Source organism: Streptomyces sp. 6-11-2 (assembly GCF_006540305.1).
Classification (GTDB): Bacteria; Actinomycetota; Actinomycetes; order Streptomycetales; family Streptomycetaceae; genus Streptomyces.
In genome coordinates this window covers 3721007-3746076 of record NZ_BJOR01000001.1, presented here as the reverse complement: position 1 = coordinate 3746076, position 25070 = coordinate 3721007, and the positions used below count along the sequence as shown (strand labels likewise).

The following is a 25070-nucleotide window of genomic DNA, read 5'->3' as shown; positions in this document are numbered from 1 at the left end:
CAGTCCGGTGGAGGCTCGTATCGTTCCCGGTGGGCCGCCCCACGGTGTCCCGCACGTCATGTGTCCGTAACCGTTGGTTCAGACGGTCTTGCGACGCTCTGGCGGTGAAGCCCGCCGCGCCAGAGCCCGAGCCGCCCCGTGAGGGGACCGCCGCCGCGCTCCCGCGCGTGCCCTTCGACGCGCCTGTCCTGCCGCAGGCGCGGAAGAATAGGTTCATGAGCCAGCCAGACACCCAGGCAGCGCAGACCCCGTCGGCTCCCACCACCCTCGTGGAAGGCCCCGCGGGCCCCGCCACCGCACAGAACCCGCAGCCCTCCGTGGGCTCCATCGCCGCGCACCGCCCGCACACCGTGGCGGCCACGGTCTCCGACCTGGAACCGGACATCGACGCCGACCTCGACGGGTACGTGGAGGCACCGGCCGAGGGGGAGCAGCTGCCGCAGGGCCGTTTCCTTGACCGGGAGCGCAGCTGGCTCGCCTTCAACGAGCGCGTCCTCGAACTCGCCGAGGACCCCAACACACCTCTGCTGGAGCGCGCGAACTTCCTCGCGATCTTCGCCAGCAACCTGGACGAGTTCTTCATGGTCCGGGTCGCCGGCCTGAAACGCCGTATCGCCACCGGCGTCGCCACCCAGTCCGCCTCCGGGCTGCAGCCGCGCGAGGTGCTGGAGATGATCTGGGCCCGCTCGCGCGAGCTCATGGCCCGGCACGCCGCCTGCTACCACGAGGACGTCGCCCCCGCACTCGCGGAGGAGGGCATTCACCTGGTCCGCTGGAGCGAGCTCACGGAGAAGGAGCAGGCCCGCCTGTTCACGCTCTTCCGGCACCGCATCTTCCCCGTGCTGACCCCGCTGGCGGTCGACCCCGCGCACCCCTTCCCGTACATCTCCGGCCTGTCCCTGAACCTGGCCGTGGTCGTACGCAACCCCGTCACCGGTCACCGCCACTTCGCCCGGGTCAAGGTGCCGCCGCTGCTGTCCCGGTTCCTGGAGAGCTCCCCGGGCCGCTACGTCCCCCTCGAGGACGTCATCGCGGCCCACCTGGAGGAGCTGTTCCCGGGCATGGAGATCCTGGAGCACCACGCCTTCCGGCTCACCCGCAACGAGGACCTGGAGGTCGAGGAGGACGACGCCGAGAACCTGCTCCAGGCCCTGGAGAAGGAGCTCATGCGGCGCCGCTTCGGGCCGCCGGTGCGCCTGGAGGTCGAGGAGTCCATCGACCGCGAGGTGCTCGACCTGCTGGTGCGGGAGCTGAAGATCAGCGAGGCCGAGGTGTATCCGCTGCCCGGCCCCCTCGACCTCACCGGCCTCTTCCGCATCCACGGTCTCGACCGGCCCGAGCTGAAGTACCCCAAGTTCGTGGCCGGAATCAACCGGGAACTGGCGGAGGTGGAGTCCGCCTCGGCCCCCGACATCTTCGCGGCGCTGCGCAGCCGGGACGTGCTCCTGCACCACCCCTACGACTCCTTCTCGACCTCGGTCCAGGCCTTCCTGGAGCAGGCCGCCGCCGACCCGGACGTCCTCGCGATCAAGCAGACCCTGTACCGGACCTCGGGCGACTCCCCCATAGTCGACGCGCTCATCGACGCCGCCGAGTCGGGCAAGCAGGTCCTCGTCCTGGTCGAGATCAAGGCCCGCTTCGACGAGCAGGCCAACATCAAGTGGGCGCGCAAGCTGGAGGAGGCCGGCTGCCACGTCGTCTACGGACTGGTCGGCCTGAAGACCCACTGCAAGCTGTCCCTGGTGGTGCGCCAGGAAGGCGACGACACACTGCGGCGCTACAGCCACGTCGGCACCGGCAACTACCACCCGAAGACGGCCCGCCTCTACGAGGACCTCGGTCTGCTCACCGCCGACCCGCAGGTCGGCGCGGACCTCTCCGACCTGTTCAACCGCCTCTCCGGCTACTCCCGCCGCGAGACCTACCGCCGGCTGCTGGTGGCCCCCAAGTCCCTGCGCGACGGGCTGATCGCCCGGATCAACAAGGAGATCCAGCACCACCGCGCCGGGCGCCCCGCCGCCATCCGCATCAAGGTGAACTCGATGGTCGACGAGGCGGTCGTGGACGCGGTCTACCGCGCCTCCCAGGCCGGTGTGCCGGTCGACGTGTGGGTGCGCGGCATCTGCGCCCTGCGCCCCGGCGTGCCCGGCCTGTCGGAGAACATCCGCGTCCGCTCGATCCTCGGCCGCTTCCTCGAACACTCCCGGGTCTTCGTCTTCGGCAACGGCGGCGAGCCCGAGGTGTGGATCGGCAGCGCCGACATGATGCACCGCAACCTCGACCGCCGTATCGAGGCCCTGGTCCGGGTCACCGACCCGGCCCACCGGGCGGCCCTCAACCGGCTGCTGGAGACCGGCGTGTCCGACACCACCTCCTCCTGGCACCTCGGCCCGGACGGCGAGTGGACCCGGCACGCGACCGACTCGGACGGCCAACCCCTGCGCAACATCCAGGAGATGCTCATAGACGCCCGGAGGCGCCGGCGTGGCACAGCAACACCTTGACCCGACGGACTCCACGGCCGGGAGTTCCCCCGAGTTGCCGACCGCGCTGGAGCAGGGCGGTGCCCCCACCGCCGATGCTCTCGCGCGCTATCTGCGGGCCCAGGCCACGGAGTTCCTCCGCGCGCTGCGCCTGCACCGGGAGACCGGCGGCTCGGGGCACGGCACGGAGGAGTCCGCCGACGCCGCGCGCGCCCTGCGCCGCTCGGCCCGCCGCATCAGCGGCAGCGCGCACACCTTCCGCCCCCTGCTCGAGGAGGCCTGGTCGGCGGAGCTGTGCCCGGAACTGGCGTGGCTGTCCGGCACCCTGGCCCGCGAACACGCCTGCCAGGCCTGCCTGGAACGGCTGCTGCTGGCCCTGCACCGGCTCTCCGGAACAGCGGTCCTGCCGGCCCAGCCGACCGAGGAGGTCCCGGGCGGCCGCGCCGTGGACCGCGGCAACCTCACCGTGGGCGCGGCCAAAGCGGGCGCCCTGCTGGAACGCCAGCTCACCCTGGCCCGGACCCGGGCGCACTCGACCGCCCTCCAGGCACTGGGCTCCGCGCGCTTCCACGCCGTCGCGGACAAGGTGGCCGTGCTCGCCAGCGACGTCCCCCTCACCCCCGCCGCCGCCACCGCGGACCTGACCCCGCTGGCCGCCGCCGCCCGGGAGCGCCTGACGGACGCCGTCGCCGCCCTCCCGCTCGTCACCGCCGGCAGCCCGTACAACGCGGAGGCCCTGGTCCACGGCCTGTCCCCGGACCCGTCCCCGCACCCGCAGGACGCCCCCTGGCACCAGGTCCGCCTGCTGCTGCGCCTGCACCGGTACGCCCGCGAGGTCCTCGACGGAGCCGACTCGCCCGTGATCGTGCGTCTGCTGGCGGCCGGCCAGGCCCTCGACCGGCACCGCGACGCCTCGGAGGCGGCGGCCGCCGCGGCCTCGGCGGCCCGCACCCCGCGCATCGCCCCGGCGACGGCGTACGCGCTCGGCGTGCTGCACGCGGACCAGCGGCACGAGGTGGAGGCGGCCAGGTTCGCCTTCCAGCAGTCGTGGCAGAAGCAGGCCGTCGGCGCCGGCTGACAGGACGGGTGAACACCGGTGACCGATCTCGACCCGAACGACACACCCGTCCTGGCGGCCGGCTGCGTGCTGTGGCGCCGCTCGCCGCTGGACGGCACGCTCCGGCTGTGCCTGGTCCACCGGCCGAAGTACGACGACTGGTCCCACCCCAAGGGCAAGCTCAAGCGCGGTGAGGACCCGCTGGCGGGCGCCCTGCGCGAGGTGGCGGAGGAGACGGGCTTCGTCGCCGTCGCCGGCGTCGAGCTGAGCACCGTGACCTACATGGCGGGCGGCCGGCCCAAACAGGTCCGCTACTGGGCCGCCGAGGCCATCGCGGGACGCTTCACCCCCAACAAGGAGGTGGACCGCGTCCGGTGGCTGTCCCCGGCCGAAGCCCGGAACCGGCTGACCCAGTTCCGCGACCGCGAGCTGGCGGACGAACTGGCGGCGGCCCTGCGCCGGGGCTGAGCGCGCCGCTGCGGTCAGGCGCCGCCCTCGTGCCCCAGCGCGTCCGTGCGGGCCAGGCTGCGGGCCCGGCGGGCCGGCCCGCGCCAGCCGCAGGTGCAGCGGGCCAGGCAGAAACGGCCCTGTTCGACGGTCGTCGCACGGTGTCCCACGGCGTCCCTGCTCCTACGGTCCTCCTGGGCGGGGCTCAGGCCCTCATGCTGCACCACGTCGACAAACGTACCCACGTCAGGTGAACGGGGCGTTACCGGCTCCTGTGGATCGGGTGCGTGCGTGACGGGGGCCACCCACTCGTCGTTGACCGGACGACAGGGCCCGTGACGGACGTAACAGCTGGGGGTAGGCAGGGCGATGGCGGTGCGGCGGCGGCTGGGTGTCCCTCCTGCTCGTGCTCGGGTGGGGCCGGGCGCGCGGGCCGGGAGGGGCGGCGCGGTGCTCGCGGCAGCCGTCCTGGCCGGCGCGTGCGTCACCGGATGCTCCGGCGGCGGCGCGGCCGCCGAGGACGCGCGCGCCGCGACCGATCCGGTGCAGACCCTGCGCCAGGCGCCGGACGTGCTGCTGGAGGCGGGCAGCGCGCAGGCCCGTACGTCGATGGAGATGGCCACCGGCGGGACCCGTGTGACGATCCGCGGCGAGGGCGGCTACGACTTCCGCGGGCAGCGCGGGCGGCTGACGCTGGTCCTGCCGCAGGACCCGGCCGGGGCCGCCGAGCACGTGCCGATCACCGAGCTCCTCGCACCGGGTGCCCTGTTCATGAAGAACCGGGGAGCGGGCGTGCCGGCCGACAAGTGGGTGCGGGTGGACACGGCCACGCTCGTCGACGGCAACCTGGTCACCGGCGGCGCCACCGACCCGTTCGCCGCCGCCGAGGTGCTGCGCGGCACGCGCACGGCCACGTACGTGGAGAGGACCGAGGTCGCGGGAGTCCCGGTCCGGCACTACCGGGGCACCGCCGATCTCGCCCTGGCGGCGAAGAGCGCCACCGCAGCCGACGAGGAGGCGCTGAACGCGGCGGCGAAAGGGTTCGCCACGAGCTCGGTCCCGTTCGACGTCTACCTCGACGACCACGGCCGCATCCGCAAGCTCCGGCAGAGCTTCGCCTTCGTCAACGGGCAGCTGGGACGCACCGTCGCCGTCTTCTCCACGACGCTGCTGTACGCCTTCGGGACGCCGGTGACCGTGACGCTGCCGCGGCCGCAGGACATCTACACCGGGCGAATCGCCGAGGAGTGAGCCGGGACGGACCCGAATGGGCCGAGAAATGACCGGCGAACTAGCCCTTTGGTGCCATGCGCCGCGCGCAGGCCGCTCCCTACCCTAGGAAGTCGGCAGCGGCAGACGGCAGGGAAGAGGTGACGCGCGTGGCTCCGCTCGGCGGTACGGCAGTCCAGGACCACGTGGCCCTCGCCGAGATAGAGCTGTGCGGCGAGTTGATCATCGCGGCCTCGGCGGCCGAGGAGCGGCTCAGCCTGGAGAGCATCGACGAGGTGCTGCGGGTGGCCGAGGAGCGCGAGGCCGGCACGGGCCGGAAGACGCCGGGGGCCTGCCGGCAGCCGCCCGGACCGGTGAGCCCCACGCACCCCGGCAGCCGCCCGGACCGGTGAGCCTCAGGTGCGCAGCAGCCGCCCGATCGCCTTCGTGGCCTCCTCCACCTTCGCGTCGATCTCCGCCCCGCCCTTGAGGGCCGCGTCGGCGACGCAGTGCCGCAGGTGCTCCTCCAGCAGTTGCAGGGCGAAGGACTGGAGAGCCTTCGTGGAGGCGGACACCTGGGTGAGTATGTCGATGCAGTAGACGTCCTCGTCGACCATCCGCTGGAGCCCGCGGATCTGGCCCTCGATCCGGCGGAGCCGCTTGAGGTGCTCGTCCTTCTGCTTGTGGTAACCGTGCGTGACGGGCTCGTGTCCGGTGATTCCGCTCACGTTCTCGGAGGTCGCCGTCGCGCCGGCCTCGGTGGTCGTCATCGCGTCCTCGCTCTCGGAATTCTCGGTACACACCGAGGAGACATACCCCTGGCGGGTATATCGTAACGAATTCTGCCGGGCGGCAGCAGCCTTGGCATGCCCCCGTGCCGAGCACGGGGGCTCATGGGCGACACTGGGGGACGGCCCCTTAGCCGTGGCCGGATGATGCGCTTAACATCACCCTGACCCGAACCGAAGCACCCCGAGGACCCCACGTGCGCTTTCGTCTGACCCCCAGGGAGACGAGCTTCTACGACATGTTCGCCGCGTCCGCGGACAACATCGTCACGGGCTCGAAACTCCTGATGGAACTGCTCGGGGCGGACGCTTCCGCCCGGGCCGAGATCGCAGAGCGTATGCGGGCCGCGGAACACGCAGGTGACGACGCCACGCATGCGATCTTCCACCAGCTGAACTCCTCGTTCATCACGCCCTTCGACCGCGAGGACATCTACTCCCTCGCGTCGTCCCTCGACGACATCATGGACTTCATGGAGGAGGCCGTCGACCTGGTCGTCCTCTACAACGTCGAGGAACTGCCCAAGGGCGTCGAGCAGCAGATCGAGGTTCTGGCCAGGGCGGCGGAGCTGACGGCGGAGGCCATGCCGCATCTGCGGACCATGGACAACCTCACCGAGTACTGGATCGAGGTGAACCGTCTGGAGAACCAGGCGGACCAGATCCACCGCAAGCTGCTCGCCCACCTGTTCAACGGCAAGTACGACGCGATCGAGGTGCTGAAGCTCAAGCAGATCGTGGACGTGCTGGAGGAAGCCGCGGACGCCTTCGAGCACGTGGCGAACACGGTGGAGACCATCGCGGTCAAGGAGTCCTGAGGCGTCCATGGACACCTTCGCTCTGATCCTGACCATTCTGGTCGCACTCGGCTTCGCCTACACCAACGGCTTCCACGACTCCGCCAACGCCATCGCGACCTCCGTGTCGACCCGGGCGCTCACCCCGCGCGCCGCGCTGGCGATGGCCGCGGTGATGAACCTCGCCGGCGCCTTCCTCGGCAGCGGGGTCGCCAAGACCGTCAGCGAGGGCCTGATCCAGACGCCCACCGGCGGCAAGGGGATGGGCATCCTCTTCTCGGCCCTGCTCGGGGCCATCGTCTGGAACCTGGTCACCTGGTACTTCGGCCTTCCTTCGTCCTCCTCGCACGCCCTGTTCGGCGGCATGGTGGGCGCGGCCCTCGCGGGCGGTACGACGGTGTACTGGTCCGGGGTGCTCGACAAGATCGTCACTCCGATGTTCCTGTCGCCGGTGATCGGCCTGATCGTCGGCTACCTGGTCATGACGGCGATCATGTGGATCTTCCGCCGCACCAACCCGCACAAGGCCAAGCGCGGCTTCCGCATAGCGCAGACGGTGTCGGCGGCCGGCATGGCCCTCGGGCACGGTCTGCAGGACGCCCAGAAGACCATGGGTGTCGTGGTGATGGCGCTGGTCATCGGCGGCGTCGAGACGTACGGCGACCCGATCCCGGTGTGGGTGAAGCTGGTCTCCGCTCTCATGCTGTCGCTGGGCACCTACGCGGGCGGCTGGCGCATCATGCGCACCCTGGGCCGCAAGATCATCGAACTGGACCCGCCGCAGGGCTTCGCCGCCGAGACGACCGGCGCGTCGATCATGTTCGCCACGGCGTACCTCTTCAAGGCGCCGATCTCCACGACCCACGTCATCACCTCGGCGATCATGGGTGTGGGCGCGACGAAGCGGGTCAACGCCGTCCGCTGGGGCGTGGCGAAGAACATCGTCCTGGGCTGGTTCATCACCATGCCGGCCGCGGCGATCGTGGCCGCCTGCGCCTTCTGGCTGATCAGACTGGCGTTCCTGTAGCAGCCGGGCCCGGTGTGGTGACACTGGAACCATGACGAGCAAGGCACTCCTCGAAGGCGGGCCGGAGGACCTCGCGGGCACCGTGGTGCCGGTGGTCCCTCCCGGACAGGAACTGAAGATCCCGCACCTCGGGGGATACGAGCACTACAAGGTCACCTCGCGCCACGAGGACAGCAAGGAAGGACACGTCACCGTCTACCAGTGGTGGGAGCGCACCGAAGTCGCCGAGTGAGCGGCCGGGCGCGCACCCCGGCCGGTGAAATCGCGCGGGCCCGCCCCCGGGAGCCGGGGGCGGGCCCTTCTGCGTCCTCGCGGTGGCACCGCCATGCAGCACCGCGAGGGATCCGGGGGGACCGGCGGTCTAGCCGAAGCGGCCGGAGATGTAGTCCTCGGTCGCCTGCACGGACGGGTTGGAGAAGATCCGCTCGGTCTCGTCGATCTCGATCAGCCGGCCCGGCTTGCCCACGGCCGCCAGGTTGAAGAACGCCGTGCGGTCCGAGACGCGCGCCGCCTGCTGCATGTTGTGCGTCACGATGACGATCGTGAAGCGTTCCTTCAGCTCACCGATCAGGTCCTCGATGGCGAGCGTGGAGATCGGGTCGAGGGCGGAGCAGGGCTCGTCCATGAGCAGCACCTTCGGCTCGACCGCGATGGCGCGGGCGATGCACAGACGCTGCTGCTGACCGCCGGAGAGGCCCGAGCCGGGCTTGCTCAGGCGGTCCTTGACCTCGTTCCAGAGGTTGGCGCCCTTGAGCGACTTCTCGACGATGTCGCTCAGCTCGCTCTTGCGGTAGTTGCCGTTCAGCCGCAGTCCCGCCGCCACGTTGTCGAAGATCGACATGGTGGGGAAGGGGTTCGGGCGCTGGAAGACCATGCCCACCTCGCGCCGCACGGCCACCGGGTCGACCCCGGCGCCGTACAGGTCCTCCTCGTCCAGGAGCACCTTGCCCTCGACCCGGCCGCCCGGGGTGACCTCGTGCATACGGTTGAGGGTGCGCAGGAACGTCGACTTGCCGCAGCCGGAGGGGCCGATGAACGCCGTCACCGAGCGCGGCTCGATCGTCATCGAGATGTCCTCGATCGCCTTGTGGGCGCCGTAGTAGGCGGTGAGCCCGCTGACATCGATTCGCTTGGCCATGACTACTTCACTTCCAAAAGTCCGGGGGTCGCTGACAGGCCCCGCGCGGCAGCAGCCGCAGATCGTTAACGGGGGGCCTTCCAGCGGGCGATGCCGCGGGCCACGAGGTTGAGGATCATCACGAAGGCGATGAGGGTGAGCGAGGCCGCCCACGCACGGTCGTACGCCGCGCCCGAGCCCGCGCTGTTCGCGTACTGCTGGTAGATGTACAGCGGCAGCGAGGACTGCGCCCCCTCGAAGGGGTTCGTGTTGATGAAGGGGTTTCCGAAGACCAGCAGCAACACGGGGGCGGTCTCACCGGCGATACGGGCGATGGCCAGCACGATGCCGGTCGTGATGCCGCCGATGGAGGTCGGCAGGACCACCCGCAGGATCGTGCGCCACTTCGGCACGCCCAGGGCGAGGGACGCCTCACGCAGCTCGTTCGGTACGAGCTTGAGCATCTCCTCCGTGGAGCGGACCACGACGGGCATCATCAGGATGGCCAGGGCCAGCGAACCGGCGAAGCCGAACGGCTGCATCTTGAAGATCAGCATCAGGCTGAGGATGAACAGGCCCGCGACGATCGACGGGATGCCGGTCATCACGTCGACGAAGAAGGTGATGGCCTTGGCGAGCCTGCCGCCCCCGTACTCCACCAGGTAGATCGCGGTGAGCACACCGACCGGCGCGCCGATCAGGGTGGCGAGGCCGACCTGCTCGAGGCTGCCGATGATGGCGTGGTAGATGCCGCCGCCCGGCTCGGTGTCGGCGACCAGGCCCATCGAGTGGGTCAGGAAGTAGCCGTCCAGGACCTTCACACCGCGCTGGACGGTCGTCCAGACCAGGGAGATCAGCGGCACCAGGGCGAGCAGGAAGGCGACCCAGACGAGGCTGGTCGCGACCCGGTCCTTGGCCTGGCGCCGGCCCTCGACGCGTGCGGCGATGCCGTACGTACCGAGGACGAAAAGGATCGCGGCGATCAGCCCCCACTGGACGCGGCTGTGGAGGCCGCCCACCAGACCGATGAGGACCGCGACGACGAGCGAGCCGAGGGCGATGGCCCACGGGGACCACTTGGGCAGGCTGGCGCCGCGCAGACTGCTGGAGCGCTTGTCGGCGATGGCTGCGTGGCTCATGCGTTGGCCCCCGAGTAGTCCTTGCGGCGGGCGATGATCAGACGGGCCGCGCCGTTGACCAGCAGAGTGATGACGAACAGGACCAGACCGGAGGCGATCAGCGCGTCACGGCCGTACTCCGTCGCCTCGCTGAACTTGCTGGCGATGTTCTGGGCGAAGGTGCCGCCGCCCGGGTCGAGCAGGCTGCCGTGGATGAGGAAGTCCGGGGAGAGCACGGTGGCGACGGCCATCGTCTCTCCGAGCGCACGGCCGAGACCGAGCATCGAGGCGGAGATCACGCCGGACCGCCCGAAGGGCAGCACCGACATGCGGATGACCTCCCAGCGCGTGGCGCCGAGGGCCAGGGCCGCCTCCTCGTGCATCCGCGGGACCTGACGGAAGACCTCACGGCTGACGTTGGTGATGATCGGCAGGATCATGATCGCCAGCAGGATGCCGACGGTGAGCATCGAGCGGGGGGCACCGCCCTCCCACGAGAAGACGCCGGTCCAGCCGAGGTAGTCGTTCAGCCAGCCGAACAGGCCGTCCAGGTGCGGGACCAGCATCAGCGCGCCCCACAGGCCGTACACGATGGACGGCACGGCGGCGAGCAGGTCGACCACGTAGGCGATGGGACCGCTCAGCCGACGCGGGGCGTAGTGCGTGAGGAAGAGCGCGATGGCGACCGCGACGGGGACGGCGATGACCATGGCGATGATCGAGGAGACCACCGTGCCGAAGGCCAGCACGGCGATACCGAAGACCGGCGGCTGAAGGCTGGTGTTCCACTCGAAGGTGGTCAGGAAGTTGCCGTGGTCCTTGCTGATCGCCAGGGAGGCACGGTAGGTGAGGAAGACCGCGATCGCGGCCATGACGACCAGCAGCAGGATGCCCGACCCACGGGTGAGACCGAGGAAGATCCGGTCTCCGGGACGGGTGGCGCCGCGGGCGGCACGCTTCTGCTCGGCCTCGGCGGGCTGGGGGGAAGGCGCGTCGGCGCCTGTCGTATGCGTTGATATGTCCATCGGGATCTCCGGTCTGCGGAGACGTACGCGGGCGTACGGCTCCTGGCGGCGGTGCACCGGAAGGTGCGGCCCGGCCCCCGCTGGGGGACCGGGCCGCACTCGGATCAGCTCAGGCCGTCGATGGTGGTACGGACCTTGCTGATGATCGCGTCAGGGATCGGCGCGTAGTCGTTCTCGGTGAGGATGTTCTGGCCCTCCTCGCTGGCGATGTAGCGCAGGAACGCCTTGGTGGCCGGCAGGGTGTCGGCCTTGTTGCCCTTGTCGCAGACGATCTCGTACGTGACCAGGACCATCGGGTAGGCACCCTCGGCCTTGGTGTTGTAGTTCAGCTGCAGCGCCAGGTCGCTGCCGGTGCCGACGACCTTGGCGTCCGCGATGGCCTTGGTGGCGTTCTCGACGGTGGCCTTGACCGGGGCCGCGGCACCCGTGTTGATGTCGACCGTGGGCATGTCCTTGGCGTACGACAGCTCGAAGTAGCCGATCGCGCCGTCGGTCTGCTTCACCTGCTGGGCCACACCGGAGGACTGCGGAGCCGCCTGGCCGCCCTTGGCCTGCCAGGCCTTGCCGCCCTCGTACTTCCAGTTCGCGGGGGTGGCGGCCTTCAGGTACTTGGTGAAGTTGTCCGTGGTGCCGGACTCGTCCGAGCGGTGGAACGCCTGGATCTTGAGGTTGGGCAGCTTGGCGTCGGGGTTCAGCTTCTTGATCGCCGCGTCGTCCCAGTTCTTGATCTTGCTGTCGAAGATCTTCGCCAGGGTGGGAGCGTCGAGGACCAGGTTGTCCACGCCCGGGACGTTGTAGCCGAGCGCGATCGGGCCGCCGACCATCGGCAGGTCGATGCCCTGACCGCCATCGGTGCAGACCTTCTGGGAGGCGGCGACCTCTTCGGGCTTCAGCGCCGAGTCGGAACCCGCGAAGGCCACCTGGCCCTGGGTGAACGCCGTGACACCGGCGCCGGAGCCGCCGCCCTTGTAGTTGATCTGCACGCCACAGGCCTGGCTGAACTGCTTCACCCAGGCGTCGATCGCGTTCTTCTGCGCCGAGGAGCCGTCGGCGAGCAGCTGGCCCTTGGCGTCGTCGCACTTGATGGAGCTGTTGGAGGCCGCGGTGCTGCTGTCGCTGCCGGCGTTGTTCTTGCCACCGGTGTCGTCGGAGCCGCACGCCGTGAGGGCCAGGGCGCCGGAGACGGCGAGTGCGCCGAGAGCGAGTGCCCGCCGGGTCTTGCGCTGAAGCTTCACTTGAGTTCCTTCCAAGAGCCGCCGTCCTGTCCGGCGGCGTGCGAGGGTGTGAGCGACACCGATGCACCGACCTGCGCATCAGCACCGGGTAAGGCCGAAATTAGGCAGAACAGGTGAAGCCGCCGATTGCCGGAAGTGAACGCGGGGTGAACCCCTGCCGACAGTGCGGTGAGGTCACGGAATGCTTACGTCGAGGCCACGGAGGAGACATGGCCGGAAGGCCGGTCGCCACGGACACGGGGGCGCGCCGGACACCAGGGAGTCCGCCGTGTTCCCCTCCCCGCAGACTGCACCGCGCCGGCGGCCCGCGCGACTGATACGCCCCGCGCTCGCGTGTCGGTGACGCCCCGACCGCCGTACTGTGGCAGTCCTGCGGCGTGGTTCCCCGGAACCCTCCGGGCCACCTCGTCGTCTCGTTCCACAGGAACGACAGGAGGTGCGGGCATGGAACGACGGACTTTCCTGGGGGGCGGCGCGGCAGCGGTCGCCGCGATCGCGACGAGCGCGTGCAGCGGCAGGGGCGGGGTGACGTCCCGGACCACCGCCACGGGGATGTCGGCGGTCTCCGGCACCCCCGCCGCGAGTACGGCGCCGAGAACCACCAGCCCCCCGGCCGCGACCGGCTGGGCAGCGCTCGCCCGCTCCCTGGACGGCACCCTGGTCCGCCCCGGCGACGCCTCCTGGACGACCGCCAAGCAGCTCTACAACACCCGCTTCGACAGCCTCAAGCCCGCCGCGGTCGCGTACGTGGCCCACGCCGAGGACGTCCGGACGGTCCTGTCCTACGCCCACGCCCACCACGTCCGCGTCGCCGTCCGCAACGGCGGCCACTCCTACGGAGGCTGGTCCTCCGGCGACGGCCGGCTGATCATCGACGTCTCCAGGCTCAGTCAGATCCGGGCGAGCGGCTCCTCGGCGGTGATCGGCGCCGGCGCCAAGCTCATCGACATCTACCGCGCGCTCACCGCGAAGGGCGTGACAATCCCCGGCGGCTCCTGCCCGACCGTGGGCATCTCCGGCCTGGTCCTCGGCGGCGGCCACGGAGTCGTCGCCCGCGCCTACGGCCTGACCTGCGACAGCCTGACCCGGGCCACCCTCATCACCGCGAACGGCAGGCAGCTGACGGCCGACGCCACCCGGAACAAGGACCTGTTCTGGGCGCTGCGCGGCGCGGGCAACGGCAACTTCGGCGTCGTCACCGAACTGGAGTTCAGGACCCACCCCGCACCCCAGGCCGTGTCGGCGTACCTGACATGGCCGTGGGCGAAGGCGGCGGCGGTCGTGAAGGCCTGGCAGGACTGGGGGCCCAGCCAGCCGGACGAGATCTGGTCGTCCCTGCACCTGGAGAACACGGCCGGCGGCACGCCCACCGTGTCCGTGGCCGCCTTCTCCCTGGGCACCTACGGCGCGTTGCAGAACGCGGTGGACCGCCTGGCCGCGGCGATCGGCGCCCCGGCGTCGAGCGTGTCGCTCAGGCGCCACTCCTTCGAGCAGGCCATGGAGGCCTACGCCGGCTGCTCGTCCTTCCCGGTGAACGCCCAGTGCCACCTGCCGGGCACGACCCCCGGCCGCTCCCCGCAGGGCAAGCTCCGCCGCGAGACCTACGCGGCCCGCTCGGACTTCTTCGACCACTCCCTGTCCTCGGCCGGCATCCAGACACTGCTGGCCCAGCTGCGCTCGGTGCGGGGCGGCGCGGGAAGCATCGCGTTCACCGCGCTCGGCGGGGCGGTCAACCGGGTCTCCCCGACGGCGACGGCCTTCGTCCACCGCCGCTCCCGCATGCTGGCCCAGTACGTCGCCTCCTGGCGCCCGGGCACCACCGGCTCGGCGGCCCAGTCCTGGCTGACGTCGGCGCACAACGCCATGCGGCCCTACGCCTCAGGCGCGGCCTACCAGAACTACAGCGACCCCACTCTCAGGAACTGGCGCACGGCCTACTACGGCGACGCGGCGGCCCGTCTGACCAAGCTGAAGCACCAGTACGACCCGCAGGACTTCTTCTCGTACCCGCAGGGCCTGTGAGACCCGGCCACGGACGGCCGTACCGCCGAGGTGCCGCGGCGGGCGCCGGGGCGCCCGGCTACGCCGCCAGGTCCCGCTCCTCCGACGACGCCCGCTCCTCGGAGGGGCGGTCGGAGACCACCGCGCCGCCCGCACCGGCACCGGCACCCCGCGCGCGCACCAGCCGGCCGCCCCACGCCGACCCCTCGACCGCCTTGAGCAGCGGCGTGAGCAGAGCCATGGCCGGCGGGGAGAGCAGCAGCGCGACAGCCGTACCCAGCGCGAACCCGCCGACCACGTCCGTCGGGTAGTGCACGCCCATGTACACCCGGCAGAACCCCTCGAGCAGTGCCAGCCCGATCCCCACCAGGCCGAAGCGCCGGTCGACGACGAACAGCGCGACCGCCATCGCCATGGTGATCGTCGCGTGATCGCTCACGAAGGAGTAGTCGGCCTTCCCCTGCACCAGGACATCCAGCCCCTGATGGTCCAGGAAGGGCCGGGGCCGCTGCACGAAACCCCTTATCGGCACGTTCACGAGCACCGCGAGACCGGCCGCCAGCGGCGCCCACACCAGCGCGGCGACGGCGGACGCCGCCCCCTCGCCGCCCCGGCGCCGCACGGACCACCAGCACCACAGCACGAGCAGCACCATGGCGAGCAGCAGCCCGTACTCACCGACGTACTCCATGACCCGGTCGAACCAGCGCGGCGCGTCCTTGGCCAGGCTGTTGATGTCGTAGAGCAGGTCGACGTCGGGGTTCGACCCGGATTCGGCGAGTCCAGCCATCCTGCTGAGGCCCCTTCGTCGTGTCGTCGCGGGCACACCCGGCGTGCGCCGCCCCTGCCCACCCCCGTGGTCGTGGATCCGCTTCCGCTGCGCGCGCGTAGGACACACACGCCACCGGACGCGCACTTGGCTACGTGAACACCAACGCACGACCCTGATGGATGCGTTCCGCACTCCACCGAATGATCACGCAGACGTTATCGAAGAGAGACTCGTCGCCGCAGCTCAGGGAGTTGGCTCAGCGCCCGTTCACACCGCGGTGGGGAGCGCCTTCGCGCCGTCCTCGGTGACCCTGGTGGCCCCGAAGTAGTCGGGTGTGTCGATGGGATCGAAGCGGATCACGGCGCCCGGTCTCGGCGCGTCGATCATGTACCCGCCACCGACGTAGATGCCGACGTGCCGGATGGCCCGCGAGTTGGTCGGATCGTCGGAGAAGAACACCAGATCCCCCGGCAGCAGTTCGTCCCGCTTGGGATGGGGACCGGCGTTGTACTGGTCGTTGGCGACCCGCGGCAGCGTGACCCCCACGCTCTCGTAGGCGGCCTTGGTCAGCCCCGAGCAGTCGAACCGTCCGCCCTGCTCAGCGGTGCCGTTCCCGCCCCACAGATAGCGCGTGCCGAGCTTGCTCTGCGCGAAGGAGATGGCCACGGCGGCCTGTTTGGAGGGATCGACGCGGGTGACGGGGGCGGCGAAGCTCTTCTCCAGGGTCGTGATCGTCTTCACGTAGTTCCGGGTCTCCGCGTACGGCGGCACGCCGCCGTACTTGATCACCGCGTAGGCCCCGGCGTTGTAGGCGGCGAGCATGTTGTGGGTCACGTCGCCCGGCACGTCCTTGACGTACGACGCGAGTTCGCAGTCGTAGGACGCGGCCGACGGAATCGCGTCGTTGGGGTTCCAGACGTCCGCCTTCCCGTCGCCGTCGCCGTCGATGCCGTGCGTGGCCCAGGTGCTCGGGATGAACTGCGCTATCCCCTGCGCCGCAGCGGGGCTCCTGGCGTTCGGGTTGAACCCGCTCTCCTGGTACAACTGGGCAGCCAGCAAAGCCGGGTTGATCGCGGGGCAGAGGTTGCCCCACCTCTGCACGAGGGACTGGTACGCGGCCGGCACGGCGCCCTTGGCGAGCCCCACGGACCCGCCGCCCGCCCCGCCCGAGATGTCCCCCGCGACGACGTACACGCCGACGACGAGCAAGGTGACGAAGCTGAGCCCGGAAGCGGCGGCGGCGGCCGCCACGATCCATGCCTTACGCACCGTCAACCGCCCCTCGTCACACGGGAGTCCGCCGTCGACAGTGTAGAGGTGCCCGTCGCGCTTTTGAGGTGATCACACACGGGCGCAGGGCAGCACGGCGGCCGGTCGCCGTGCGACCCCGCCGGGAGCGCGGCGCGGATCAGGGATCGGCGGACGCGTGCTTGTAGAGCTCCGCCGCGCCGGCCCCGAGGACCACGCTGTACGAGGTGTCCGCCGTCGAGCCGCCCGCCTCGTGGCCGCCGAGCACGCCGACGACCTCCTGGTGCTCGTTGATCCACGGACTGCCGCTGGTGCCGCCGGTGAACTCCGGGCAGTCGATGCGCTGCTGGGTGCCGCTGTGGGCCTGCGGCCTGTTGGTGCAGCTGATGGGCACCTCAAGGGAGTCCGGGTAGCCGGTGACGGTGACCGTGGTCGCCCCGGTCGACGCCCCGGTGACGAAGCGGTTGGCACCGACGACGTCCTCGACACCCTTGCGGCCCTGCGGGGCGACCACGGCGAAGGCCATGTCGCTGTCCTCGTCCTGGTGGGCGGACCAGTCGTCGGGCAGGAAGCGCCGCTCGACCGTCCACACGCCGTAGGGCGCCCGGCCGTCCCGGTACCCCGGCACGAACACCAGGCCGGAGTCCCCGCTCAGGCAGTGGGCGGCGGTGACGACGAGGTTCCGGCGGGGGCTGTGCACCACCGAGGCCGTGCAGAAGTGGTTGCCCGCGAGGTCGCCCGCCTTGTCCGCGCCGAACAGCGCCCCGACCCGGGCGCTCCGCGGGGTCTTCGACGTGACGGCGGTCACTCCGAGCGGCCCGCTCGCCCCGTGCCGGCCGGGCCCGTCGTGCGCGGCCGCGACGGAAGCGGAGGTCGCCGCCAGCAGCACCAGCACGGCGAACAACGCCCGCGCACGTGCCCGGCGATGCCCGGGACGTGCGCGATCAGCGGTGCTCTTGATACCTGTGGTGCGCTTCATCAGGCTCCACTGTGATGGACGAGGGTGAGAATCGGACCCCGACTTCCCTGAGATTCTCCTGTGAAACGCCCGTTCATCGTATGACCGGCCTCACACCACCTCCCGACTTGTCCCTCCCGGCGCGTCCCGCTCGACGGCCCGCTCGACGCCGGAACCGGCGGACATGCGAACGCGGTGCCGCCGCGGAAAAGCGTGAGACCATCGGCCACGGACGACCGCTCACCCGACTGGTCGTCAGAAACCGTACCGGCACGGAAGAAACGTCAACGACGGAACCACACCACGGGTTGCGCTCGGACTTCATTGCCCGGCGTGACCTGCCGTGATACACAGAGTGACCATACGTACGAAACCCACCAGGCAATGCCGCCAAGTCGACATACGGCGGCGTCATTGTCGGCGAGAATGGGCCTGACCTCTGCACGAGGGCAGGGGACGCGGAACTACCCAACAGGGGCGGTGACTTACATGCTCTTTGCGGCCGACAAGGGAGACATCAACACCATCATCGGCGGGATCGCTCCGAACTGGGGCCCCTTCGGCAGCCTGGGCAACGAGGCGAAGGTGATGATCGAGGTGGTGATGGCCGTGGCCATCCTGCTCTGCCTCGGCATCGCCGTCTGGGGCGCCGCCAAGCAGCGCATCGGCGCCACGGCCCTGCGCGACACGTTCAGCGCCGAACAGGGCAAGGGTTTGATCATCGCCGGTTTGACGGGCGTGTTCATCATCGGCTCGCTCGGCACGCTCTTCACCATCGTGTACGGCATGGCCGTGTAACCGGCGCACACCCGCGCATGCCGCGCACGGTGCTCCGTGCGCACCGCCGGTCGGACCCTCCGGACGCGCCCGGTGCCCCCGCTGCCCCTACCCACCCACCGTGCCCACCGGCCGAGGTTGCGTTTCCCTGATGTCGAGTCACCACACCGCGTCCACGCGGGAACCAGCACGGCTACCGTCGTACTTCCATGCATTCCGGTACGAGGTCGAGGGGGCGGAAGGGGCATGAGTCGCTCAGACGGGCACGGGTACGGCGATTCGGCGCGCGCCGACGACGGGTCGTACGCGGGCGGGCAGACCCGCACCCGGCTCCCGGACCGGCCCGGCGACCCCTACGGCGGCGCGCGGCGCGGCGGCCGCTCGTCCTCGCGCAGCCTGATCACGGTGGTCGCCGTGGTCGTCCTCCTCATCGCCGCGATCGCCTTCGCGAACCGCTCGGGAGGCCGCGCCCCCGCCGCCGGCGGCAACGCCGACAAGCCGAAGGCGGCGGCGACCGCGGCGACCGGCAAACAGCCGGTGCAGACGAAGACGGGCGGAATCCCGTCGGGGTTCGCACACGACGAGCAGGGGGCGCAGAGCGCTGCCGCGAACTACGCCGTGGCCCTCGGCTCGACCGGCATGTTCAAGAAGGACACCCGGCACACCCTCCTGGACCTCCTCTACACCCCCGACGCGGCAGCCAGACTCCAAGGACCCATGGACCAGGCCTACTCGACGGACTTCCTCAACCGGATGGGCCTGGACGCCGAAGGCAACCCGCCCACCGGCAGCACGTTCGTCTCACGCGTGGTGCCGGTGGGCACCACCGTGAAGCAGTACAGCGAGAGCGGCGCCGAGATCGCGGTCTGGTACATGGGACTGATCGGCATGTCCGCGGAGACCTCCACCGACCCGGTCACCTCGTCGTGGAAGACGTGGACGTTCGAACTCCAGTGGTCGAGAGGCGACTGGAAGATCGTCTCCGACTCGCAGAAGGACGGCCCCGCCCCGGTCCCCGGTGACGACAAGGCCGCCACCTCCGACGAGATCCGCAAGGCCATCGAAGAGTACGGAGGGTTCACGTATGCCCGGTAGCAAGCAGCGCCTGCTCAAGCTCACCGGAGCCGTGGCAGCCGTGCAGACGTCGGTCGTGTTGTTGGCCACCCGTGCCGTCGCCGCGCCCTCACCCAGCCCGACGCCGTCGCCGAGCGACAACCACTGCGACCTCATCGTCGGCCGGGCCAGGCAGTACTGCGAGCGTGGCAACAGCCCCAGCGACGGTGGTTCCCGGGCCCCCGACCCCACCTCCACCCTCGACCCCCTCTCCTCCCTCGCCAAGGGCTGTGCCGACGCCGCTTCCTGGACCGTCACCAAGCTCAGCAAGGCCGTGCAGGAGACCGCGAACGTCGACTTCACCAACCAGAAGTTCCTCCAGCAGTACGCGGTCGTGTTCGCCGCGTCGACCGTGCTCACGCTGCTGCTCTGGCTGCTGGCCGTGGCCAAGCGGGCCGTGCGCGGCGTGCCGCTGACCACCGCCATCTCCGAGGCGGTCGGCTTCCTTTGGCTGACCGTGCTCGCCTCGGCCTTCACCCCGCTGATCCTCTACACGGTCGTCTCGGCCACCGACGGCGTCTCCGACGTCCTCGCCAAGGCGACCGGCGACCAGGCCGGCACCTTCTTCGGCACGTTCTCCGCCGCGCTCGCCAAGGGCGAGAACATCGGCGGCGGGCCGATCATGCTGATAGTCGTCTCCCTGGTCTCCATCCTCGCCGCCGGCGTGCTCTGGCTGGAACTCGTCATCCGCGCCGCCCTGCTGTACGTCGGCGCCCTGCTCGGCACCGTCGTCTACGCCGGGCTGGTCGACAAGAACCTGTGGGGGCACGTACGCCGCTGGGCCGGAATCATGATCGCGGTGATCCTGGTGAAGCCGGTCATCGTGATCGTGCTCGGGCTCGCCGGCGCGCTGTCCTCGGGCGACAACGGACCCGGCGCCTTCTCCGCGGTCGTCTCCGGCCTCGCGATCATCCTGCTGGCCATCTTCGCCAGCGCCATGATCTACCGGTTCGTCCCGGGCTTCGGCGACGAGATCGCGGCCGGCCGCAACAACCGCATCATGCAGGGCGCCGAGGGCAAGGCCGCCGCGGTCATCAGCTCCCCGGCCAGCCTGGTCGCACAGGGCATCAAGACCCACAGCACGCGGGCCGACAGCAACGGCGGTGGCGGCGGCCAGTCGTCCGCGCGCCCGGCCAACCCGGTCTCCGGCGGCGTCGCCGCGCACAGCGCGCGCGTCCCGGACGGCGGCGGATCTGTCCCCTCCGCCGCGCCCGCTCCCCGCGCACCCAGCCCGGTGAACTCCCCCCACGCCGGAAGCACCCGCAAGAGCAGTACCAACCGCACGGGAGGTGAAGGGCGTTGACGACCGATTCCCATGTGTCCCACACGGTCACGCCCCGCCGTACATATCTGATCGGCCGCGCCCGGCCGAACGCGATCGTCGGCCGCAACCGCGAGACCGGTGAGATCGTCCTGATCATCGCGGGCGCGTTCATCGGCATGATGTGCGGCCTGCTGGTCCCGGTGCTGCCCCTGCGCATCGTGCTGCTGACCGGCTTCCCGCTGCTGTCGCTGGCCGCGGTCTATCTGCCGTACCGGCACCGCACGTTCTACAAGTGGTTCGAGATCAACCGCAGTTACAAGCGCACCGTCAAGAGCGCCGCCGTCTACCGCTCGGGCGTGATGGAGGCCGGAACGGACCTGGACGGCCGGGAGGTCGAGATCGGTCCGCCGCCCGGCATCGGCCGGATCACCTGGCTCGCCGCGCCGTTCGGACCGGACGAGATCGCCGTACTGCTGCACGCCGACCGCAAGACGGTCACCGCCGCCATCGAGATCGAGGGCCCCGGCGTCGGCCTGCGTGACTCCGAGGACCAGGAGGCCCTCGTCGACCGCTTCGGCACCCTGCTCAAGCACGTGGCCAACGGCGACGGCTTCGTCACCCGCCTGCAGATGCTCGCCCGCACCCTCCCCGCCGACCCCGACGCCCACGCCAAGGACGTCACCGTACGCGGCGACGAGCGGGCGCCGCAGTGGCTCCAGGGGTCCTACGACCAACTGCAGTCCATGGTGTCCACCAGCAGCGAGCAGCACCGCGCCTACCTCGTCGCCTGCATGCACTACACCCGCGAACTCGCCGCCGAGGCCCACGCCATGGCGCGGGCCGCCCGGCCCCAGGCGGGCCGCAAGCTGGACCGGGACGCCGGACTCGCGGTCGTCATGGCCCGCGAGCTGACCGACATCTGCTCCCGGCTCCAGGAAGCCGACATCCGCGTACGGCAGCCGCTCGGTCAGGGCCGGCTGGCCTCGCTGATCCACTCCATGTACGACCCGGACCACCCCATCGACCACATCCAGGCGATGACCAAGCGCAACGCCTGGCCGGCCGAACTTGACGCCATGGAGCCGACGTACCTCCAGGCCAAAACCCGCGAGTCGGCGACCCGCGAACCCTGGTGCCACGCCACCGCCTGGGTCAAGGAGTGGCCGATGACCCCGGTCGGCGTGAACTTCCTCGCGCCCCTCCTCGTCCACACCCCGGACGTCATCCGCACCGTCGCCGTCACGATGGACCTCGAACCCACCGAGGTCGCCATCGAGCGCATGCTGACCGAGAAGACCAACGACGTCGCCGAGGCCAGCCGCGCCGCGAAGATGAACCGCACCGTGGACCCGCGCGACGTGGCCGCCCACAGCCGCCTCGACCAGCGCGGCGAGGACCTCGCCAGCGGCGCGGCCGGCGTCAACCTGGTCGGCTGGATCACCGTGTCCTCCCGCTCCCCCGAGTCCCTGGCCCGCGACAAGCGGACGATCAGAGCCTCGGCCGGGAAGTCCTACCTGAAACTGGAGTGGTGCGACCGCGAGCACCACCGCGCCTTCGTGAACACGCTTCCGTTCGCCACCGGAATCCGACGGTAGGGGCTGATGCTCTGATGCGGGACCCGCTGACCGCACTCACGGACGCCTTCACATCCTTCCTGTTCGGGAAGGTGGAGACGACCCGGCTGCCGGTGAGAACGTCCACGGGCCAGGCCCAGGCGGTCTACCTGCCCACCGCCGCGCCCGGCCTGGGCGACTCGGGCGTCATCATCGGGCGCGAGGTGTACTCCGGGAAGGGCTACATCTACGACCCCTTCCAGCTGTACGGCCAGCAACTCCCCGCGCCGCACTGGCTGGTCCTCGGCGAGTCCGGCAACGGCAAGTCGGCGCTGGAGAAGACCTACGTCCTGCGCCAGCTCCGCTTCCGCGACCGCCAGGTCGTCGTCCTGGACGCCCAGGGCGAGGACGGGGTGGGCGAGTGGAACCTCATCGCGGAGGAGCTGGGGATAACGCCGATCCGGCTGGACCCGATGGCCGCCCTGGACCACGGCATCCGGCTCAACCCCCTGGACCCGTCGATCACGACCACGGGCCAGCTGGCGCTGCTGCGGACCATCATCGAGGTCGCGATGGGCCACGGCCTGGACGAGCGCTCCGGCTTCGCGCTGAAGGTCGCCCACGCGTACGTCAACGAGACGATCGTGGAACGCCAGCCCGTGCTGTCGGACATCGTCGAGCAACTCCGGCACCCCGAACCGGAGTCGGCCGAGGCGATGAACGTCGCCATAGACGACGTACGGGCCTGGGGCCTGGACGTGGCACTGGTCCTGGACCGCCTGGTCGACGGCGACCTGCGCGGCATGTTCGACGGCCCCACCACGGTCGGCATCGACCTGGACGCGCCCCTGATCGTCTTCGACCTGTCCCACATCGACCGCAACTCCATCGCCATGCCGATCCTGATGGCGATCGTCGGCGTGTGGCTGGAGCACACCTGGATCCGCCCCGACCGCAAGAAGCGCATCTTCCTGGTCGAGGAGGCCTGGCACATCATCAACAGCCCGTTCGTGGCCCAGCTCTTCCAGCGGCTGCTGAAGTTCGGCCGCCGGCTGGGTCTGTCGTTCGTGGCCGTCGTCCACCACCTGTCCGACGTGGTGGACGGAGCAGCGGCCAAGGAGGCCGCAGCGATCCTGAAGATGGCCTCCACCAGGACGATCTACGCCCAGAAGGCGGACGAGGCGAGGGCGACGGGACGGGTGCTCGGTCTGCCCAGGTGGGCGGTCGAGATCATCCCGACCCTGACGCCCGGTATCGCGGTCTGGGACGTCAACGGCAATGTCCAGGTGGTCAAACACCTGGTCACCGAGACCGAACGGCCGCTGGTGTTCACCGACCGCGCCATGACGGAGTCCTCCAGCGACCGCCTCTCCGACGACACCCTGCGCGCCGCGGAGTTGGAGGTCGAGGAACGGGCGGCGGCCTACATGGGACAGCACATCGCCGACCTGGACGGCTCCTCGGAGTCGACGGTGGCCTAGAGGGGACGCACGCGTGAGACCGGACGACCGCGACCACGGACAGGGCCGCCAGGGCCGGCGGGACGGCCAGGGCGGCGTTCCCGACAGCCTGCTGGTCGGCGTCCTGGCCTTCCTGCTCGGCATGACCCTGCTGGTGTGGACGGCCACCGGACTCGCCGGCCTGTTCGCCAACGGCTCCTGGCCCTCCGGGGTCGCCTTCACCCGCACACCGCTGGCGATGCGCCACCTCATCGCCGACCCGCACGACATCCCCGGCGCCTGGCCGGACACCGCACCGGAGCGACTGTCGGGATACGGGCTGTTCTGGGGCCTGTTCATCGGCCAGTTGATGGTGCTGTTCGTGCTGACCGTGTTCGTGCTGGGCACGGTGGCCCGGTGGAGAGCCGGGAGAGCACGCAGACGGGCGGAGAGAGAGGCGGCCCGGGAACGGACGGCGGCGCCGGAACCCCAGGAGGTGCCTGCGCCGGTTCCCCAGGAGGTCCCCACCCAGCGGACGGTCCCGGAGCCCGGACGGCCGCTCGTGGCCGCCCAGCAGCCCACGGAGGCCCCACAGACCGTGGAAGCCCTGCAGCCGGTCGAGGCACCGCGGCCCGCGGACCGGCCGGCACCCGCGACACCCCTCGCACAGCCCCTCGTGCCCTTCGACGCCGGCAGCCACGGCGGACCGGCCGGCGGACGGGAGAAGGTCCTGATCGCACCGCGAGAGGCCCGGCAGGCGGCCGCGGCGCAGGCGATCCGGGATGCGGCAGGCCCGGCCCTCGTCATCACGTCGAACCCGGCCCTGTGGCAGGACACGAAGGACTCCCGGGCCAAGCTGGGCCCGGTCCTCCTCTACGACCCCGCCCACCTCTGCGACACCCCGGCCCGCCTCCACTGGTCCCCCACGGCGGGCTGCGAGGACAAGGCGACGGCGGCCGCCAGGGCCGCCGCACTGCTCGCCCCGGTCCGCCCCACCGCCAAGGTCGACCAGGCGACCGGCGACACCGCGGAGACCCTTCTGCGCAGCTTCCTGCACGCCGCCGCCATAGACGGCCGCGCCGTCCGCCACGTCCACCGCTGGGCGCAGGGCACACAGGTCCAGGAGGCCGTGCGAATCCTCCGTACGAACCCCAAGGCCGCCGCCGGAGCGGCCGGCGAGCTGGAGGCCTCACTCACCTCGTACCCCGAACGGCGGGACCTCGCACAGGAGTTGACCAGCCGAGCACTGGCCTCACTGTTCACGGTGAACATCCGCGAGGCCTGCACTCCAAACCGAACTGATGCCGTCGCCTTGGATTCCTTCGTGAACGAAGGGGGCACGCTCTATGTGGTCGGCGAATCCCTCGAGGATCCCCGGACCAACCCGGGTGCGATGCCCCTCCTGACGGCACTCGCCTCAAGCGTGGTCGAGCGCGGCCGGCGCATGGCCGAACGGTCATCCTCCGGTCGCCTCGACCCACCACTCGCACTCGTCCTGGACGACGTGGCCGCCGTCGCCCCGCTGCCCCAGCTCCCGGGGCTGCTGGCCGACGGAGCCGACCAGGGGCTGCCCACGCTGGCCCTGCTCCGCTCCCGCGAGCAGGCACGTGCCCGCTGGCCGCACGACGAACTCCCGGCGTGA

24 protein-coding genes are annotated in these 25070 nt (G+C 70.7%); 15 read left to right on the top strand and 9 right to left on the bottom strand.

Annotated elements, in window-relative coordinates; all coding sequences use genetic code 11:
* Window positions 1-104: 104 nt before the first annotated feature.
* The 3 genes from TNCT6_RS16255 to TNCT6_RS16245 are packed head-to-tail and all read left to right on the top strand — an operon-like array spanning window position 105 to window position 4008.
* A complete protein-coding gene (locus tag TNCT6_RS16255) occupies window positions 105-2504 on the top strand; it encodes an RNA degradosome polyphosphate kinase (RefSeq protein WP_373996175.1) in 2400 nt (799 codons plus the stop codon).
* On the top strand, window positions 2485-3561 hold the full coding sequence (locus TNCT6_RS16250) for a CHAD domain-containing protein (RefSeq protein ID WP_141360044.1): 1077 nt from the start codon (window positions 2485-2487) through the stop codon (window positions 3559-3561). Before TNCT6_RS16255 ends, TNCT6_RS16250 begins: the two co-directional genes overlap by 20 nt.
* Before the next feature lie 18 nt (window positions 3562-3579).
* Window positions 3580-4008 carry an NUDIX hydrolase gene (locus TNCT6_RS16245; RefSeq protein WP_141360043.1) on the top strand — a complete coding sequence of 143 codons (429 nt, stop codon included), beginning with the start codon at window positions 3580-3582 and terminating at the stop codon, window positions 4006-4008.
* A 14-nt stretch (window positions 4009-4022) separates the two neighbouring features.
* Here TNCT6_RS16245 and TNCT6_RS16240 read toward each other — a convergent pair whose 3' ends face one another.
* Window positions 4023-4214 carry a hypothetical protein gene (locus tag TNCT6_RS16240; RefSeq protein WP_141360042.1) on the bottom strand — a complete coding sequence of 64 codons (192 nt, stop codon included), beginning with the start codon at window positions 4212-4214 and terminating at the stop codon, window positions 4023-4025.
* Between the two features lie 223 nt (window positions 4215-4437).
* On the opposite strand from TNCT6_RS16240, the gene TNCT6_RS16235 reads away from it, so the two are divergent.
* Entirely contained in the window at window positions 4438-5238 is an 801-nt protein-coding gene (locus tag TNCT6_RS16235; RefSeq protein ID WP_253266122.1) for a hypothetical protein, read from the top strand.
* 119 nt (window positions 5239-5357) lie between these two features.
* The gene (locus TNCT6_RS16230; protein ID WP_141360040.1) at window positions 5358-5609 is read left to right on the top strand and encodes a hypothetical protein; all 252 of its coding nucleotides are present in this window, start codon (window positions 5358-5360) and stop codon (window positions 5607-5609) included.
* Window positions 5610-5612: 3 nt separating this feature from the next.
* Here the strand turns inward: TNCT6_RS16230 and TNCT6_RS16225 are convergent, their stop codons facing one another.
* Entirely contained in the window at window positions 5613-5966 is a 354-nt protein-coding gene (locus tag TNCT6_RS16225) for a metal-sensitive transcriptional regulator (RefSeq protein WP_141366487.1), read from the bottom strand.
* 215 nt (window positions 5967-6181) lie between these two features.
* Here TNCT6_RS16225 and TNCT6_RS16220 point away from each other — a divergent pair, with 215 nt between their 5' ends.
* The 3 genes from TNCT6_RS16220 to TNCT6_RS16210 are packed head-to-tail and all read left to right on the top strand — an operon-like array spanning window position 6182 to window position 8040.
* A complete protein-coding gene (locus TNCT6_RS16220) occupies window positions 6182-6802 on the top strand; it encodes a DUF47 domain-containing protein (RefSeq protein ID WP_026252685.1) in 621 nt (206 codons plus the stop codon).
* A 7-nt stretch (window positions 6803-6809) separates the two neighbouring features.
* Complete coding sequence (locus TNCT6_RS16215) at window positions 6810-7808, top strand: inorganic phosphate transporter (RefSeq protein ID WP_141360039.1); 999 nt, start codon at window positions 6810-6812, stop codon at window positions 7806-7808.
* Between the two features lie 31 nt (window positions 7809-7839).
* Window positions 7840-8040, top strand: a complete 201-nt coding sequence (locus TNCT6_RS16210) for a DUF5988 family protein (protein ID WP_141360038.1) — start codon at window positions 7840-7842, stop codon at window positions 8038-8040.
* 129 nt (window positions 8041-8169) lie between these two features.
* Here TNCT6_RS16210 and pstB read toward each other — a convergent pair whose 3' ends face one another.
* The 4 genes from pstB to pstS all read right to left on the bottom strand — a co-directional run bounded on the left by pstB (window position 8170) and on the right by pstS (window position 12303).
* A complete protein-coding gene (gene pstB, locus TNCT6_RS16205) occupies window positions 8170-8946 on the bottom strand; it encodes a phosphate ABC transporter ATP-binding protein PstB (RefSeq protein WP_141360037.1) in 777 nt (258 codons plus the stop codon).
* A gap of 65 nt (window positions 8947-9011) precedes the next feature.
* The gene (gene pstA, locus TNCT6_RS16200; protein WP_141360036.1) at window positions 9012-10064 is read right to left on the bottom strand and encodes a phosphate ABC transporter permease PstA; all 1053 of its coding nucleotides are present in this window, start codon (window positions 10062-10064) and stop codon (window positions 9012-9014) included.
* Complete coding sequence (pstC, locus tag TNCT6_RS16195; protein WP_141360035.1) at window positions 10061-11068, bottom strand: phosphate ABC transporter permease subunit PstC; 1008 nt, start codon at window positions 11066-11068, stop codon at window positions 10061-10063. The genes pstA and pstC overlap by 4 nt, the downstream gene beginning before the upstream one ends.
* Window positions 11069-11172: 104 nt before the next feature.
* Complete coding sequence (gene pstS / locus TNCT6_RS16190; RefSeq protein WP_141360034.1) at window positions 11173-12303, bottom strand: phosphate ABC transporter substrate-binding protein PstS; 1131 nt, start codon at window positions 12301-12303, stop codon at window positions 11173-11175.
* Between the two features lie 444 nt (window positions 12304-12747).
* Here pstS and TNCT6_RS16185 point away from each other — a divergent pair, with 444 nt between their 5' ends.
* On the top strand, window positions 12748-14325 hold the full coding sequence (locus tag TNCT6_RS16185) for an FAD-binding oxidoreductase (RefSeq protein ID WP_141360033.1): 1578 nt from the start codon (window positions 12748-12750) through the stop codon (window positions 14323-14325).
* 58 nt (window positions 14326-14383) lie between these two features.
* Here the strand turns inward: TNCT6_RS16185 and TNCT6_RS16180 are convergent, their stop codons facing one another.
* The 3 genes from TNCT6_RS16180 to TNCT6_RS16170 form a co-directional block, all read right to left on the bottom strand.
* Window positions 14384-15094 (bottom strand): phosphatase PAP2 family protein, encoded by a 711-nt coding sequence (locus TNCT6_RS16180; protein WP_141360032.1) that lies wholly within the window; start codon window positions 15092-15094, stop codon window positions 14384-14386.
* Between the two features lie 249 nt (window positions 15095-15343).
* Complete coding sequence (locus TNCT6_RS16175; protein WP_172632919.1) at window positions 15344-16351, bottom strand: bifunctional lytic transglycosylase/C40 family peptidase; 1008 nt, start codon at window positions 16349-16351, stop codon at window positions 15344-15346.
* A gap of 133 nt (window positions 16352-16484) precedes the next feature.
* Complete coding sequence (locus TNCT6_RS16170) at window positions 16485-17303, bottom strand: serine protease (protein ID WP_141360030.1); 819 nt, start codon at window positions 17301-17303, stop codon at window positions 16485-16487.
* Between the two features lie 468 nt (window positions 17304-17771).
* Here TNCT6_RS16170 and TNCT6_RS16165 point away from each other — a divergent pair, with 468 nt between their 5' ends.
* The 6 genes from TNCT6_RS16165 (at window position 17772) to TNCT6_RS16140 (ending at window position 25070) form a co-directional block, all read left to right on the top strand.
* Entirely contained in the window at window positions 17772-18080 is a 309-nt protein-coding gene (locus tag TNCT6_RS16165; protein WP_009189392.1) for a hypothetical protein, read from the top strand.
* Between the two features lie 225 nt (window positions 18081-18305).
* Complete coding sequence (locus TNCT6_RS16160; RefSeq protein ID WP_141360029.1) at window positions 18306-19154, top strand: hypothetical protein; 849 nt, start codon at window positions 18306-18308, stop codon at window positions 19152-19154.
* Complete coding sequence (locus TNCT6_RS16155; RefSeq protein WP_141360028.1) at window positions 19144-20475, top strand: hypothetical protein; 1332 nt, start codon at window positions 19144-19146, stop codon at window positions 20473-20475. Before TNCT6_RS16160 ends, TNCT6_RS16155 begins: the two co-directional genes overlap by 11 nt.
* Entirely contained in the window at window positions 20472-22031 is a 1560-nt protein-coding gene (locus TNCT6_RS16150; RefSeq protein WP_141360027.1) for an SCO6880 family protein, read from the top strand. Before TNCT6_RS16155 ends, TNCT6_RS16150 begins: the two co-directional genes overlap by 4 nt.
* Window positions 22032-22045: 14 nt before the next feature.
* On the top strand, window positions 22046-23470 hold the full coding sequence (locus TNCT6_RS16145) for an ATP-binding protein (RefSeq protein ID WP_141360026.1): 1425 nt from the start codon (window positions 22046-22048) through the stop codon (window positions 23468-23470).
* A 13-nt stretch (window positions 23471-23483) separates the two neighbouring features.
* The gene (locus tag TNCT6_RS16140) at window positions 23484-25070 is read left to right on the top strand and encodes a type IV secretory system conjugative DNA transfer family protein (protein ID WP_141360025.1); all 1587 of its coding nucleotides are present in this window, start codon (window positions 23484-23486) and stop codon (window positions 25068-25070) included.